The organism is Xanthobacter sp. SG618, from assembly GCF_012932745.1.
Classification (GTDB): domain Bacteria; phylum Pseudomonadota; class Alphaproteobacteria; order Rhizobiales; family Xanthobacteraceae; genus Xanthobacter; species Xanthobacter flavus.
The window spans coordinates 435,568-448,584 of the sequence record NZ_JABBHL010000001.1 but is presented as its reverse complement, the minus strand read 5'-3'; the positions used below and the strand labels follow the sequence as shown (position 1 = coordinate 448,584).

General features: G+C 68.1%; 13 protein-coding genes. 12 read left to right on the top strand and 1 reads right to left on the bottom strand.

Features of this window, described 5'->3' with window-relative positions; all coding sequences use genetic code 11:
* The first annotated feature begins 73 nt into the window (after nt 1-73).
* A complete protein-coding gene (locus tag FHT36_RS02165; RefSeq protein WP_246701978.1) occupies nt 74-889 on the top strand; it encodes a gamma-glutamylcyclotransferase family protein in 816 nt (271 codons plus the stop codon).
* 94 nt (nt 890-983) lie between these two features.
* On the top strand, nt 984-1,940 hold the full coding sequence (locus FHT36_RS02160; protein WP_169120725.1) for an AEC family transporter: 957 nt from the start codon (nt 984-986) through the stop codon (nt 1,938-1,940).
* Nucleotides 1,941-1,957: 17 nt separating this feature from the next.
* Here FHT36_RS02160 and FHT36_RS02155 read toward each other — a convergent pair whose 3' ends face one another.
* Entirely contained in the window at nt 1,958-3,136 is a 1,179-nt protein-coding gene (locus FHT36_RS02155; RefSeq protein ID WP_169120723.1) for a UbiH/UbiF family hydroxylase, read from the bottom strand.
* Between the two features lie 194 nt (nt 3,137-3,330).
* Between FHT36_RS02155 and FHT36_RS02150 the strand changes: the two genes are divergently transcribed.
* From FHT36_RS02150 to FHT36_RS02105, 10 genes are all read left to right on the top strand, one after another.
* Entirely contained in the window at nt 3,331-4,086 is a 756-nt protein-coding gene (locus FHT36_RS02150) for a TerC family protein (RefSeq protein ID WP_169120721.1), read from the top strand.
* Nucleotides 4,083-4,838, top strand: coding sequence for an SDR family oxidoreductase (locus FHT36_RS02145; RefSeq protein ID WP_169120719.1), 756 nt, complete (start codon nt 4,083-4,085; stop codon nt 4,836-4,838). The genes FHT36_RS02150 and FHT36_RS02145 overlap by 4 nt, the downstream gene beginning before the upstream one ends.
* A 68-nt stretch (nt 4,839-4,906) precedes the next feature.
* Nucleotides 4,907-5,881, top strand: a complete 975-nt coding sequence (locus FHT36_RS02140; RefSeq protein ID WP_169121468.1) for a quinone oxidoreductase — start codon at nt 4,907-4,909, stop codon at nt 5,879-5,881.
* A 186-nt stretch (nt 5,882-6,067) separates the two neighbouring features.
* Entirely contained in the window at nt 6,068-8,278 is a 2,211-nt protein-coding gene (locus tag FHT36_RS02135; protein ID WP_169120717.1) for a bifunctional (p)ppGpp synthetase/guanosine-3',5'-bis(diphosphate) 3'-pyrophosphohydrolase, read from the top strand.
* Nucleotides 8,279-8,304: 26 nt separating this feature from the next.
* Complete coding sequence (locus tag FHT36_RS02130) at nt 8,305-9,075, top strand: pyridoxine 5'-phosphate synthase (protein WP_169120715.1); 771 nt, start codon at nt 8,305-8,307, stop codon at nt 9,073-9,075.
* The gene (gene acpS, locus FHT36_RS02125; protein WP_169120713.1) at nt 9,072-9,479 is read left to right on the top strand and encodes a holo-ACP synthase; all 408 of its coding nucleotides are present in this window, start codon (nt 9,072-9,074) and stop codon (nt 9,477-9,479) included. The genes FHT36_RS02130 and acpS overlap by 4 nt, the downstream gene beginning before the upstream one ends.
* A 157-nt stretch (nt 9,480-9,636) precedes the next feature.
* Nucleotides 9,637-10,389 (top strand): signal peptidase I, encoded by a 753-nt coding sequence (gene lepB / locus FHT36_RS02120; protein ID WP_029558371.1) that lies wholly within the window; start codon nt 9,637-9,639, stop codon nt 10,387-10,389.
* Nucleotides 10,359-11,096, top strand: a complete 738-nt coding sequence (gene rnc / locus FHT36_RS02115) for a ribonuclease III (RefSeq protein WP_169120711.1) — start codon at nt 10,359-10,361, stop codon at nt 11,094-11,096. Before lepB ends, rnc begins: the two co-directional genes overlap by 31 nt.
* A complete protein-coding gene (gene era / locus FHT36_RS02110; RefSeq protein WP_246701977.1) occupies nt 11,096-12,235 on the top strand; it encodes a GTPase Era in 1,140 nt (379 codons plus the stop codon). The genes rnc and era overlap by 1 nt, the downstream gene beginning before the upstream one ends.
* Before the next feature lie 110 nt (nt 12,236-12,345).
* The gene (locus tag FHT36_RS02105) at nt 12,346-12,924 is read left to right on the top strand and encodes a flavodoxin family protein (protein WP_169120709.1); all 579 of its coding nucleotides are present in this window, start codon (nt 12,346-12,348) and stop codon (nt 12,922-12,924) included.
* The last annotated feature ends 93 nt before the right edge of the window (nt 12,925-13,017 follow it).

Below are 13,017 nucleotides of genomic sequence, written 5' to 3'. Positions count from 1 at the left end.
ATAGGTCGCCGGCCTGCGCAACACGACTTCAGGGCGACCAAGCGGGCGCCCATCGGGCAGGGGGAAACAGGGCATGACGATTACGCGGCGCGGTGTGCTCGGCGGTCTCGCCGGGCTGGCGGCTTCTTCAACCCTGCCAGCGGCGGCTAAGGATTTCTGGGGCCAGCGCCTCGCCAATGCCCCGCGAGAGTTCCTGTTCGGATACGGCTCGCTCATCAGCGGACCGTCCCGGACCGCAACGTCCGGGCGGCCGGTGCCGGCCATCGCCGCCCGAATCTCCGGCAGCTTCGGCTATGTGCGCTCGTGGGCATCGCGGTTCACCCCGCGCGAAGGCACCGCGGGCTTCACCGCCCTCGGCATCCGGCCGCGCATGCCGGGCGAGGAGCCGGGCAGCATCAACGGCGTCATCTTCCCCGTGAAGGACGAAGCCGAGCTTGCCGCCTTCGATGCCCGCGAGGGCGGCTATGACCGGGTGGAGCTGGACCAGGCCCATGTGGAGGCCATCGACTGGGAGGGCCTGCCCCGCGTCGGCAAGATCTGGGTCTATGTGCCCAAGGAGTCCGCCGGCAAGGGGCCGGCTGATCTTCAGCAGCCGGACGTGAACTTCCCGCTGCTCCAGTCCTATATCGACGTGGTGATGCAGGGCTCGCTGGACGAGGGGCCGGACTTCGCGCGCGAGCTCATCGAGACGACGCTCGACTGGAGCCCCTTCTGGCTCGATGACCGGCCCATCGCCCGCCGTGCCTGGGCCGACACGCCCCGTTCCGGCGCCATCGACCGGCTGCTTGCGACGGTGGAGCCGGCGGCGAGCCAGTTCCGCAACCGGCTCTATCCGGAGCTCTATGCCGTGCGGCATCTGATGGGCAAGGCCGCGACGCCGCCGCGCTGATCGGCGCTCGCGCTTTTCATCTGTCGCCGGGATTTGTAGGAAGGGGGCACCCCGTTGCCTCCCTCCTCCGCCTTCCGGCCAGCTTCCGGCGATCATGAGCGACCTCTTCGGCCTCGCCTTTCCCTTCTTCGGCCTGATCCTCCTCGGCTATTTCTGCGGCCGCAGGGTGAAGCTGCCCGAGGCGGGCCTCGCCTGGCTTTCCTTCTTCATCATCTATGTGGCGCTGCCGGCGCTGTTCTATCGCATCGTTGCGCAGACGCCGTTCCACGAGCTGGCGAATCCCGCCTTCATCTTGGCCGTGCTGGCCTCCACCGCCACCATGTCCCTGCTGGCGCTGGGCGTCGGCCTCTGGTTCCGAAAGGGCAATATCGGCGAGGCGGCCATCGCGCTCACGGCCGGTGCCTATGCCAATGTGGGCTATATGGGCCCGGGCCTGACGCTCGCCGCCTTCGGACAGGCCGCCGCAAGCCCGGCCGCGCTCATCTTCGCCACCGACAGCGTGTTCTTCTTCACGGTCGTGCCGCTGCTGATGGCGACGCGCGGGCGGGGAGAGAGCCTCGGCCACACCTTCGTGCTCATCGCCAAGAGAGTGCTCACCCACCCCTTCAACATCGCCACGCTACTGGGCGTGCTGGCGGCGGCGCTCGAATTCAAGGAGCCGGACGCCCTCTCGCGGATGCTGGACTATCTGAAGAACGCGGCCGCGCCCTGCGCCCTGTTCACCCTCGGCGTGACCGTGGCGCTGCGGCCGCTGAAGCGCGTGCCGGTGGAACTCGCGCCGCTCCTGAGCCTGAAGCTGTTCGTCCACCCGTTCGTGGCTCTGGTCTCGCTCTCGGTGTTCGGGCCGTTCTCGCCGGTGTGGGAGCATACGCTTCTGCTCATGGCCGCGCTGCCGCCCGCGCTGAACGTGTTCGTGCTGGCGCGGCAATACCATGTGTTCGTGGAGGAGGCGTCCACCGCCGTCCTCCTCGGAACCCTATCGTCGGTCGTGACGGTGACGCTGATGCTCTATTTGCTGCGCGAGAACCTCATCCCGCTCAGCCTTTTTTGAGGCTTACGCGGCAAACCTCATGCCGCCTTGTCGCCGATGCCGAGGCGCATCAGCCTCCGCCGCAGCGGGCCGACGCGATCAAGCAGATAGAGGCCGAAGCCGCGCACGCTCTGCACCGGCACAAGATCGGACAGGAGCGAGCGGTTGAGCAGGTCCACGGCGGTCATGCGGCCGCTGATGTCGCGCTGGCGCTTGTCCGCATAGCGGGCGAGCACCTCCCGGCTGCCGGGATCGCGGCCCGTCGCGACCGCATCCGCTGCGAGACTGACCAAGGCCGCCGCATCCCTGAGGCCGAGATTCAGCCCCTGCGCGCCGATGGGCGGCATGATGTGGGCGGCTTCGCTCAGCAGAGCCACACGGTCGCCGACGAGGCTTTCCGCCGTCTCCGCCGCCAGCGGGAAGGCGCCGCGGCCGCCTTCCATCTCGAACCGGCCGAGCACGGAGGAGGCGCGCGCCTCCAGCTCCCGTGCCAGCACTTCGTCGCTGAGGCCGAGCAGGCGGATCGCCTCGCGCTCGGTGACCACGCAGACGATGGAGGAGCGGTCGCCCGTGAGCGGCACCAGGGTGAAGGGGCCGCTCTCGGTGTGGAATTCGGTGGAGGTGTCCTCGTGGGGCCGCGTGTGTTGCACGGTGGCGGTGAAGGCCACCTGCGGATAGGCGCGGTTGCGCATCTTGATGCCGGCGGCGGCCCGCACCGTGGACTGGCGCCCGTCCGCCCCGGCGACCAGACGGGCGGCGAGGCTCGTTCCATCCGCCAGCTTCAGAGTGACGGCATCCGGCCCGAAATCGATGCGCTCCACGGAGGTGCGGGCGATGTGGAGGTTGGGCATCTCCATCGCCGCGGCGAGGAGGCCGTTGCGCAGGGCGTCGTTCTCGATGTTGTAGCCGAAGGCGTCGAGGCCGATCTCGGCGGAGCGGAAGGTCACTTCCGGCGCGCGGACGAGCCGGCGCGTGGCGTCCGCGATGCGCATGTCGCGCAGCGGCGCGGCACGGGGCGCGATCTGCTCCCACACGCCGAACTCTTCCAGGATGCGCACCGAGCCTTCCAGCAGCGCCGTGGTGCGGTGGTCCGCGCCGCGATCGGGGCCGGTGACGAGCGCGGTCGAGACGCCCCGCGCGGCGAGGCCGATGGCGGTGGCAAGTCCGGCGGGACCCGCGCCGACGACGACCACCTCGTGCATCACGTCGTGTTCCATCGCTGCCTCCTCATGGTCGGATCCCGGGACACTAGAGCCGACTTTGCCGCGGCGAAAGCTGCGGAGATGCCGCGGATACGTGCGGGACGCGGCCGCGGACCAGCGCGTGCGCGCCTGGTGTTGCTGTGCTTCGCACTTGCAGTCGCGCCGCGTTCCGATCAGCCTTCGCGAATCTGGGGCAGGGGAGCGCGCCGATGTTGGACTGGATCACGTCGCCGGAAGCCTGGGCGGCGCTGGTAACGCTGACGGCCATGGAGATCGTGCTCGGCATCGACAATGTCGTGTTCATCTCGCTGGTGGTGCAGCGCCTGCCGCCGGCCGAGGCGTTGAGGGCGAGGCAGATCGGCCTTTCCGCCGCGCTCCTGTTGCGCATCGGCCTGCTGTTCGCCCTCTCCTGGCTCATCGGCCTCAGAGAATCCCTGTTCACCGCGTTCGGGCATGAGTTCTCCTGGCGCGACATCATCCTCATCGGCGGCGGCGCATTCCTGATCGCCAAGGCGACGTCCGAGATGCACGGCGCCCTCGAAGGCGAGGACGAGCCGAGCGAGGAGAGCGTGGCCGGCGCCGCCAAGCGGGCCTTTGCCGGGATTGTCGTGCAGGTGATCCTGCTCGATCTGGTCTTCTCGGTGGATTCCATTCTCACCGCCATCGGCATGGCCGAGCACCTCGCCATCATGGTGCTGGCCGTCATCATCGCGGTCGGCATCATGTTCGTGGCCTCCGGCCCGCTCTCCGCCTTCATCGCCACCCATCCCACCACCAAGATGCTGGCGCTCGCCTTCCTGGTGCTGATCGGCGTGACGCTGGTTGCCGACGGCTTCGGCGCCCACATCTCCAAGGGCTACATCTATGCGGCCATGGCCTTCTCGGTGATGGTGGAGGTGCTGAACGTCGCCGCCGCCGGTAGGCGCAAGCGGCGGATCGTGGTGCACAGGGGAGGCGAGCAATGAACGCGGACAAGGTTCTGCTGGTCACGGGCGGCAGCCGGGGCATCGGCGCGGCCTGCGTGCGGCGCGCGGCCGAAGCCGGCTACGGGCGCATTGCCATCAACTACACCCGCGACGCGGCAGCGGCGGACGATGTGGCCGCCGAGGCGCGGGCGCTCGGGGCGCAGGTGCTGGTCGTCAAGGGCGACATGGCCCGGCCGAAGGACATCTCGCGTCTCTATGAGGAGGTGGACGCCAATCTCGGTGCCGTCACCGACCTCGTGAACAATGCCGGCATCACCGGCCGCGCTGGCCCCTTCGCCGATGCCGACCCGGCCGAGATGGCCCGCGTCATCGATCTCAACGTGACGGGGGCGATCCTCGTGGCGCAGCAGGCGGTGCGGCGCATGTCCACCGCGCGGGGCGGCAAGGGCGGCGCCATCGTCAACATCTCCTCCATGGCGGCGACGCTCGGCTCGGCGGGCGAATATGTCTGGTACGCCGCCAGCAAGGGCGCCATCGACAGCTTCACGCTGGGGCTCGGGCGTGAGGTGGCGCGCGAGGGCATCCGGGTGAATGCCATCGCCCCGGGCCTCATCGCCACCGACATCCACGACACGAGCGGTGTCGTCGGGCGCCTGGAGCGACTCGCGCCCTCCGTCCCGATCGGCCGGCCCGGCACGGCCGAGGAGGTGGCCGAGGCGGTGCTGTTCCTGCTGTCGGAGGCGGCGAGCTATACCACGGGCGCGGTGCTCAAGATTTCGGGAGGCCGCTGACCGCGCTTGCGGCCCACTCGGCCCGCCCTATGATCCGGGCAATCTCGGGAGGATAGGGGTTGGTGGTCATGGTCCATGCGGTTCAGGTGCATCAGACGGGCGGTCCCGAGGTGCTCACCTATGAAGAGGTGGTGGTTCCCCCGCCGGGGCCGGGCCAGGTGCAGGTGCGCCACACCGCCATCGGCCTCAATTTCATCGACGTCTATTTCCGCACCGGCCTCTACAAGGCCGCGACGATGCCCTTCATTCCCGGCAATGAGGGCGCCGGTGTCGTCGAGGCGGTCGGTCCCGACGTGACCGATTTTCACCCCGGCGACCGCGTGGCCTATGCCATGACCATCGGTGCCTATGCGGAGCTGCGGAACGTTCCCGCCGCGGCGCTGGTCCACCTGCCCGCCGCCATCGACGACCGCACCGCCGCGGCCATGATGCTCAAGGGCATGACGGCGCAGTATCTCGTGCGCCGCACCCACCACATCAAGCCGGGCGACGTGATTCTCGTGCAGGCGGCCGCCGGCGGCGTTGGCCTCATCCTGTGCCAGTGGGCCAAGCACCTCGGCGCCACCGTGATCGGCACCGTCGGCTCGAAGGACAAGGGCGAGCTTGCCCTCGCCAATGGCTGCGACGAGGTGATTCTGTACCGGGACGAGGACTTCGTTCACCGGGTGAAGGAGATCACCTCCGGCAAGCTGTGCGACGTGGTCTATGACGGCGTCGGTCAGGCGACCTATCCCGCCTCCCTCGACTGCCTGAAGCCGCTCGGCCTGTTCGTCAGCTTCGGCAACGCCTCGGGCGCCATCAAGAACTTCGACCTGCTGCACCTGTCGGCCAAGGGCTCGCTGTTCGCCACCCGCCCGACGCTCGGCACCTTCGTCGCCAAGCGGGCCGACCTCATCGCCACCGCCAACGACCTGTTCGAGGCGGTGCTGACCGGCGCGGTGAAGATCCCGATCCACCAGACCTATGCGCTGAAGGATGTGCAGAAGGCGCACCGCGACCTGGAAGGCCGCAACACCACCGGGGCGACGCTGCTTCTGCCGTGAGATTGGCGCCTCCCTCTTCCGCATGGGGAGGGGGAGGCAGGCGGATCAAGGCATGCGCGACATTCCCACACCCATGCAGTGACAATGGCTTGCGCATCCCGCCCCTCCTCATGATATCTACGGTTCAACAAGGATGGGGCGGTCGCGCTGACCCGCTCCGCCGTGCTGCGACGGATCGTTCCGGCCATGATGCGCCAATACGAACTCGTCGAGCGCGTTCGACGGTATAATCCCAACACCGACGAGGCGCTGCTCGACCGCGCCTATGTCTACGCCATGAGGGCGCACGGCAGTCAGCTGCGTGCGTCCGGCGATCCCTATTTCTCCCATCCGCTCGAAGTCGCGGCGATCCTCACCGATCTCAAGCTGGACGACGCCACCATCGTCTCGGCCCTGCTGCACGACACCATCGAGGACACCAGCGCCACCAAGGCGGAGATCGAGCGGCTGTTCGGCCACCAGATCGCGACGCTGGTGGAGGGGCTGACCAAGATCAAGAAGCTCGACCTCGTCTCCAAGCAGGCGAAGCAGGCCGAGAATCTCCGCAAGCTGCTGCTCGCCATCGCCGACGACGTGCGGGTGCTCCTCGTGAAGCTCGCCGACCGCCTCCACAACATGCGCACCCTGAAATGGGTGCCGCCGGAGAAGCGGGACCGGGTGGCGCAGGAGACGCTGGACATCTACGCGCCGCTGGCTGCCCGCATGGGTATGCAGGACATGCGCGAGGAGCTGGAGGATCTCGCCTTCCGCCAGCTCTCCCCGGAAGCCTATGAGAGCATCACCACCCGCGTCTCCGAACTGCGGCAGTTCAACGGCCCGGTGGTGCAGGAGATCGAGCGCGAGCTGAAGGACGAACTCGCCCGGCGTGGCATCGTGGCCGAGGTCAAGGGACGCGAGAAGCGGCCCTTTTCCATCTGGGGCAAGATGGAGCGCAAGGCCATCGGCTTCGAGCAATTGTCGGATCTCTACGGCTTCCGCGTGCTCGTCTCCTCGGTGGAGGACTGCTACCGGGCGCTGGGCGTCGTCCACACCAAGTGGGCCATCGTGCCCGGCCGGTTCAAGGACTACATCTCCACCCCCAAGCCGAACGACTACCGTTCGCTGCACACGACGGTTGTCGGCCCGCGCCGCCAGCGCGTCGAAATGCAGATCCGCACCAAGGACATGGAGGAGATCGCCGAATACGGCATCGCCGCCCATGCCCTCTACAAGGATGCCTCGGGCGCGCCGGGGGAGATGCTCTCCCACGAGAGCCGCGCCTATGCCTGGCTGCGCAAGACCATCGAGAACCTGTCGCAGGGGCTCTCGCCCGAGGAATTCCTTGAGCACACCAAGCTCGAGCTGTTCCACGACCAGGTGTTCTGCTTCACCCCCAAGGGCCGACTCATCGCCTTGCCGCGCAAGGCGACGCCCATCGATTTCGCCTATGCGGTGCATACCGACGTGGGCAACACGGCGGTGGGGTGCAAGATCAACGGCACCATCGCGCCGCTGGTGTCGGAACTGAAGAACGGCGACGAGGTGGAGATCATCACCTCCAAGGCGCAGACGCCGCCGGGGGCGTGGGAAACCATCGCCGTCACCGGCAAGGCGCGCGCCGCGGTGCGCCGTGCCACCCGTGCCGCCGTGCGCGCCCAATATGCCGGCCTCGGCCGCAAGATCACCGAGCGGGCCTTCACCCGCGTCGGCAAGCCCTTCACCGAAGATGCCGTGGCCAAGGCGACGCCCCGGCTCGCCCGCGCCTCGGCGGAGGACGTGTTCGCTGCCATCGGCCGGGGCGAGATCAAGACCGACGATGTGATCCGCGCCGTCTATCCCGACTGGGTGCCGCCCCGCCCCGAGGAGCGGGCGGAGCGCGCCGCCAGCGGCGAGGGCTGGTTCGAGCTGAAGCGCGGGCACAACCTCAAGTTCAAGATTCCCGAGGGCACCACGTCGGAACGGCTGGACGCCATCCCCATCCGCGGTATCAATGGCGACCTGCCCGTGCGCTTCGCACCGGATGGGGGCGCTGTGCCCGGGGACCGTATCGTCGGCATCCTCACGCCCGGCGAGGGCATCACCATCTATCCGATCCAGTCGGCGTCGCTGCAGGGCTTCGAGGACGCGCCCGAGCGCTGGCTGGACGTGCGGTGGGACGTGGACGAATTGTCCGACGGGCGCTTCCCCGCCCGCATCATCGTCACCGCCCGCAACGAGCCCGGCTCGCTGGCGCAGATCGCCGGCGCCATCGGCGACCGGGGCGGCAATATCGACGGGCTGCAGATGCATGCGCGCTCGGCCGATTTCCACGAGATGGTGATCGACGTGGAGGTGTTCGATCTCAGGCACCTCAACGCCATCATCGCCGACCTCAAGGCCCGCGAGGTGGTCTCGCAGGTGGAGCGCGTGAACGGCTGAGGCCGGCGCGGACGGGAGCAAGCGAAATGGCGGTGCTGAAGCCGGTGCGGCTCGGGGTGAACGTCGACCACGTGGCGACCGTGCGCAACGCGCGGGGCGGCCTCCTGCCGGATCCGGTGCGCGCCGCTCTTCTCGCCGCCGCTGCGGGGGCAGATGGAATCACCGCCCATCTGCGCGAGGACCGGCGCCATATCCGCGATGCCGACATGGCGCGGCTGAAGGCCGAGATCGACCTGCCGCTGAATTTCGAGATGGCCGCCACGGAGGAGATGGTGGGCATCGCCGTCTCCGTCCGCCCCAATGCCTGCTGCCTCGTGCCGGAGCGGCGGGAGGAGCGCACCACCGAGGGCGGGCTCGACGCGGCAGGGCTCGCCGCCGAGCTTGGTCCGCGCATCGCGCGGCTGAAGGCGGTCGGCATCCGCGTCTCCCTCTTCATAGCGGCGGAGGAGCGGCAGATCGCAGCGGCGGCCACCCTCGGCGCCGATATCGTGGAACTGCATACCGGCGGCTGGTGTGACGCGGTGGCGGAAGGCCGCACGGCGGAGGCCGAGGCCGAGTTCGCGCGGCTGAAGGCCGGGGCGCGGCAGGCCCACGCCCTCGGACTGGAGGTCCATGCCGGCCACGGACTCGACTACGCGACGGCCGAACGCATCGCGGCGTTTCCCGAGATCGTGGAGCTGAACATCGGCCATTTCCTCATCGGCGAGGCCATCTTCGTCGGGCTGGAGGCGGCCATCCGCACCATGCGGGCGGCCATTGCCGCCGGGCGGGCGGCCGCACAGGGCGAGGCGGCATGATCCTCGGCATCGGCTCCGACTTCTCGGACGCGCGCCGCATCGCCAAATCCATCGAGCGGTTCGGCGACCGGTTCCTGAACCGCGTCTTCACGCCCGTCGAGCGGGCGAAGGCAGATCGACGCAAGCTGAGGGCGGAGACCTATGCCAAGCGCTTCGCGGCCAAGGAAGCCTGCGCCAAGGCGCTGGGTACCGGGCTGAGCCGGGGGGTGTTCTGGCGCGACATGGGGGTCGTCAACCTGCCCTCTGGCCAGCCGACGCTGGTGCTGACCGGCGGCGCGGCGCGGCGGCTCGCGCAGATGGTGCCGGACGGGTACGAGCCGCATATCCACCTCTCCCTCACCGACGAGGGACCGCTCACCGCCGCCTATGTCATCATCTCGGCGGTGCCCCGCTCCGGCGCCTGACGCTGGAGGAGGTCGAGGGCGTGCGTTGCCGGGAGGCCGGGAAGCCTCTATAGGGGCGGTCTTGCCTGTCGAGACCGGCGCGCATCTGCCGGTATCTCCTCAGTTTCGGCGCAGTTTGTCGTACCCTGCGCCTCATTTGGGAAACCTTGGACACCCGATGACCGCGACCAGCGATTCCAAGAAGGACGGCGGCTTTCTCGAAACCGTCCGGGTGATTGTCCACGCGCTGCTGATCGCGCTGGTGATCCGGACCTTCCTCTTCCAGCCGTTCAACATCCCCTCCGGGTCGATGAAGGACACGCTGCTGATCGGCGACTACCTGTTCGTCTCCAAGTACAGCTACGGCTATTCCCACTTCTCGATTCCCTTCTCGCCCAACCTGTTCTCCGGCCGCATCTTCGGGTCCGAGCCGACCCGCGGTGACGTGGTGGTGTTCAAGCTGCCGAAGGACAACGAGACCGACTACATCAAGCGCGTGGTCGGCATGCCCGGCGACAAGATCCAGATGATCAACGGTCTCCTGCACATCAACGGCGTGCCGGTGCAGCGCGAGCGCCTGTCGGACGTGAGCGAGGACGACGGCTCCGGCCGCAAGGTGCCGGTGAAGCGCTGGCGCGAGACGCTGCCGAACGGCGTCTCCTACGAGACGCTGGACCTGGTGGACAACGGCTTCTACGACAACACGCCCGTCTATGAGGTGCCGCTCGGGCACTTCTTCATGATGGGCGACAACCGGGACAATTCCGCCGACAGCCGCGTGCTGAGCCAGGTGGGCTATGTTCCGTTCGAGAATCTCATCGGCAAGGCGCAGCTGATCTTCTTCTCGATCGACGAGGGCGCTTCTGCGTGGCAGGTTTGGACATGGCCTTGGACGGTGCGATGGGATCGGCTGTTCACACGGGTACACTGAACGGGGCAGGGCGGGATCTCGCCCATCTCGAGGAGCGGATCGGCTACCGCTTCCGCGATCGCTCCATCCTTGAGCTGGCCCTGTCCCACATCAGCGCCGTGAAGGGCGAGGCGCCGCGCCTGCGCTCCTACCAGCGGGTGGAATTCCTGGGCGACCACGTGCTCGGCTCGGTGGTGTCGCACATGCTCTATCTCGCCTTCCCGGAAGGCGAGGAGGGGGAATTGTCGCGCCGGCTCGCCGAGCTGGTGCGCGAGGAGGCCTGCGCGGAGGTCGCCGAGGACATGGACCTCGGCCCGTTCATCCGCCTCGGCCCCGGCGAAAGCCAATCCGGTGCGCACAAGCGCCGCGCCATCCTCGCCGACGTCGCCGAGGGCGTGGTGGCGGCGGTGTTCCTCGATGGCGGGTATGAGGCGGCCCACGCTTTGGTGGAGCGCTTCTGGCGTCCGCGCCTGGAGGCCCCGCGCCGGCCGCTGCGCGATGCCAAGACCGTGCTGCAGGAATGGGCGCAGGCTCGCGGCCTGCCGCCGCCCGTCTATCGCGAGGTGATGCGCTCCGGCCCGGACCACGCACCCCGCTTCACCGTGGCGGTGGACCTGCCCGGCCTCGTCTCGGCGCAGGCGGATGGCGCCTCCAAGCAGAATGCACAGAAGGCGGCCGCTGCCGCCTTCCTCGTCCGTGAGGGCGTTTGGGAGAAGGACGAGGCCTGATGGCACCGAGGAAGAAGGCGGGCGCCGACACGGCCGCCCTGGATCAAAACCCTGCCGTTGCGGAAGAGGAAGCCCTCGCCGCCGCCGCGTCGCAGGAGGATGTCGCCGAAGAGGATATCGCGGAGGATGAACTCCTCGATGATGATCTTCCGGAGGACGATCTTCCTGAGGACGACGAGGAGGTCGATTTCGACGACGAGCTGGACCGGGAGGAGCGTGGCCCCCTCGCGCCGCTCGAAGGTCCGACCCGCTGTGGCTTCGTCGCTTTGCTCGGCGCGCCCAATGCCGGCAAGTCCACGCTGACCAACGCGCTGGTGGGCACCAAGGTGTCCATCGTCTCGCACAAGGTGCAGACGACGCGCTCCATCGTGCGCGGTATCGCGCTGGACGGCGCGGCGCAGGTGGTGCTGGTGGACACCCCCGGCATCTTCGCGCCCAAGCGCCGGCTGGAGCGGGCCATGGTGTCGAGCGCCTGGACCCATGCCGCCGACGCCGACGTAATCGCGCTGCTGGTGGATGCCAACCGCGGCCTCGATGAGGATATCGAGGCGCTGCTCGGCCAGCTGAAGGACATCCGCAAGCCACGTGCCCTCATCCTCAACAAGATCGACCTGATCCGCCGCGACAGCCTGCTGGCGTTGGCCGCCGCAATCACCGAGCGGGTGCCGTTCGACCGGGTGTTCATGGTCTCCGCGCTCACGGGCGATGGCGTGGTGGATGTGCGCCGCTGGTTCGCCGAGACGGTGCCGCCCGGCCCCTGGCTCTATCCCGAGGATCAGGTTTCGGATGCGCCCATGCGCATGCTCGCAGCCGAGATCACCCGCGAGAAGATGTTCCTGCGCCTGCACGATGAACTGCCTTACCGCTCCACGGTGGAAACCGAGAGCTGGAAGGAATTGCGCAACGGCTCCGTCCGCATCGAGCAGACGATCTTCGTGGAGCGCGAAAGCCAGCGGAAGATCGTGCTCGGCAAGGGTGGAAACACCATCAAGACCATCTCGACCGAATCCCGGAAGGAGATCTCCGAGATCATCGAACAGCCCGTGCATCTCTTCCTGTTCGTGAAGGTGCGCGAAAGCTGGGCGGATGATCCCGAGCGCTACCGCGAGATGGGGCTGGAATTCCCCAAGGGCGCCTGAGCACGCTGTCGTGCGTTTGCGAAAGCGCAAGGCTGGATTGCGATCTTACGGCTGGATGTGGGCATCCATGCACGGCATAACCGGTGGCGAACCCAACGGGGAGACGTGTCATGTCCAAGCCAGTCGTCGCGATCGTGTATCACTCGGGCTACGGCCACACCAAGGCGGTGGCTGAATCCGTGCTCGCCGGCATCAAGGAAGTCGATGCGGTCGAGGGCGTCCTCGTCTCCGTGGACGAAGTGGACGAGAAGTGGGACGTGCTGGACGGCGCCGCCGCCATCATCTTCGGGGCGCCGATCTACATGGGCAACGTCTCCGCCGGCTTCCAGGCGTTCGCCGAGAAGTCCTCCAAGCGCTGGTTCGAGATGAAGTGGAAGGACAAGCTGGCCGCCGGCTTCGTCAATTCCGGCGCGCAGAACGGTGACAAGCACCAGGGCATCCATGCGATGTTCGGCCTGTCGCAGCAGCACGGCATGGTCTGGGTGGGCCTTGGCCTGCATCCCGGCAACAACAATTCCAAGGGCTCGCTGGAAGACCTGAACCGCCTCGGCGGCTTCGCCGGCGCCTATGCCCAGTCCAACATCGATGAAGGCCCGGACGTGGTGCCGCCCGCCACCGACCGCCGCACCGCCGCCCATCTCGGCCGCCGCGTCGCCGAGGCGACCCTGCGCTGGACCCGCGGCGCCTGAGAATCGCCATCTGCGGCGCGCTTGCGTCTCGCCTTCTCCCCGCTTCCGCTTGCTGCGGCGGCGGGGTAATGGGGGGCGGAACGCTAGCGCCGC

Bases quoted from the DNA above. Each gene is read 5' to 3' on its own strand.
- FHT36_RS02165 (WP_246701978.1), top strand. From the start codon at position 74: ATGACGATTACGCGGCGCGGTGTGCTCGGCGGTCTCGCCGGGCTGGCG.
- FHT36_RS02160 (WP_169120725.1), top strand. From the start codon at position 984: ATGAGCGACCTCTTCGGCCTCGCCTTTCCCTTCTTCGGCCTGATCCTC.
- FHT36_RS02155 (WP_169120723.1), bottom strand. From the start codon at position 3,136: ATGGAACACGACGTGATGCACGAGGTGGTCGTCGTCGGCGCGGGTCCC.
- FHT36_RS02150 (WP_169120721.1), top strand. From the start codon at position 3,331: ATGTTGGACTGGATCACGTCGCCGGAAGCCTGGGCGGCGCTGGTAACG.
- FHT36_RS02145 (WP_169120719.1), top strand. From the start codon at position 4,083: ATGAACGCGGACAAGGTTCTGCTGGTCACGGGCGGCAGCCGGGGCATC.
- FHT36_RS02140 (WP_169121468.1), top strand. From the start codon at position 4,907: ATGGTCCATGCGGTTCAGGTGCATCAGACGGGCGGTCCCGAGGTGCTC.
- FHT36_RS02135 (WP_169120717.1), top strand. From the start codon at position 6,068: ATGATGCGCCAATACGAACTCGTCGAGCGCGTTCGACGGTATAATCCC.
- FHT36_RS02130 (WP_169120715.1), top strand. From the start codon at position 8,305: ATGGCGGTGCTGAAGCCGGTGCGGCTCGGGGTGAACGTCGACCACGTG.
- acpS (WP_169120713.1), top strand. From the start codon at position 9,072: ATGATCCTCGGCATCGGCTCCGACTTCTCGGACGCGCGCCGCATCGCC.
- lepB (WP_029558371.1), top strand. From the start codon at position 9,637: ATGACCGCGACCAGCGATTCCAAGAAGGACGGCGGCTTTCTCGAAACC.
- rnc (WP_169120711.1), top strand. From the start codon at position 10,359: ATGGGATCGGCTGTTCACACGGGTACACTGAACGGGGCAGGGCGGGAT.
- era (WP_246701977.1), top strand. From the start codon at position 11,096: ATGGCACCGAGGAAGAAGGCGGGCGCCGACACGGCCGCCCTGGATCAA.
- FHT36_RS02105 (WP_169120709.1), top strand. From the start codon at position 12,346: ATGTCCAAGCCAGTCGTCGCGATCGTGTATCACTCGGGCTACGGCCAC.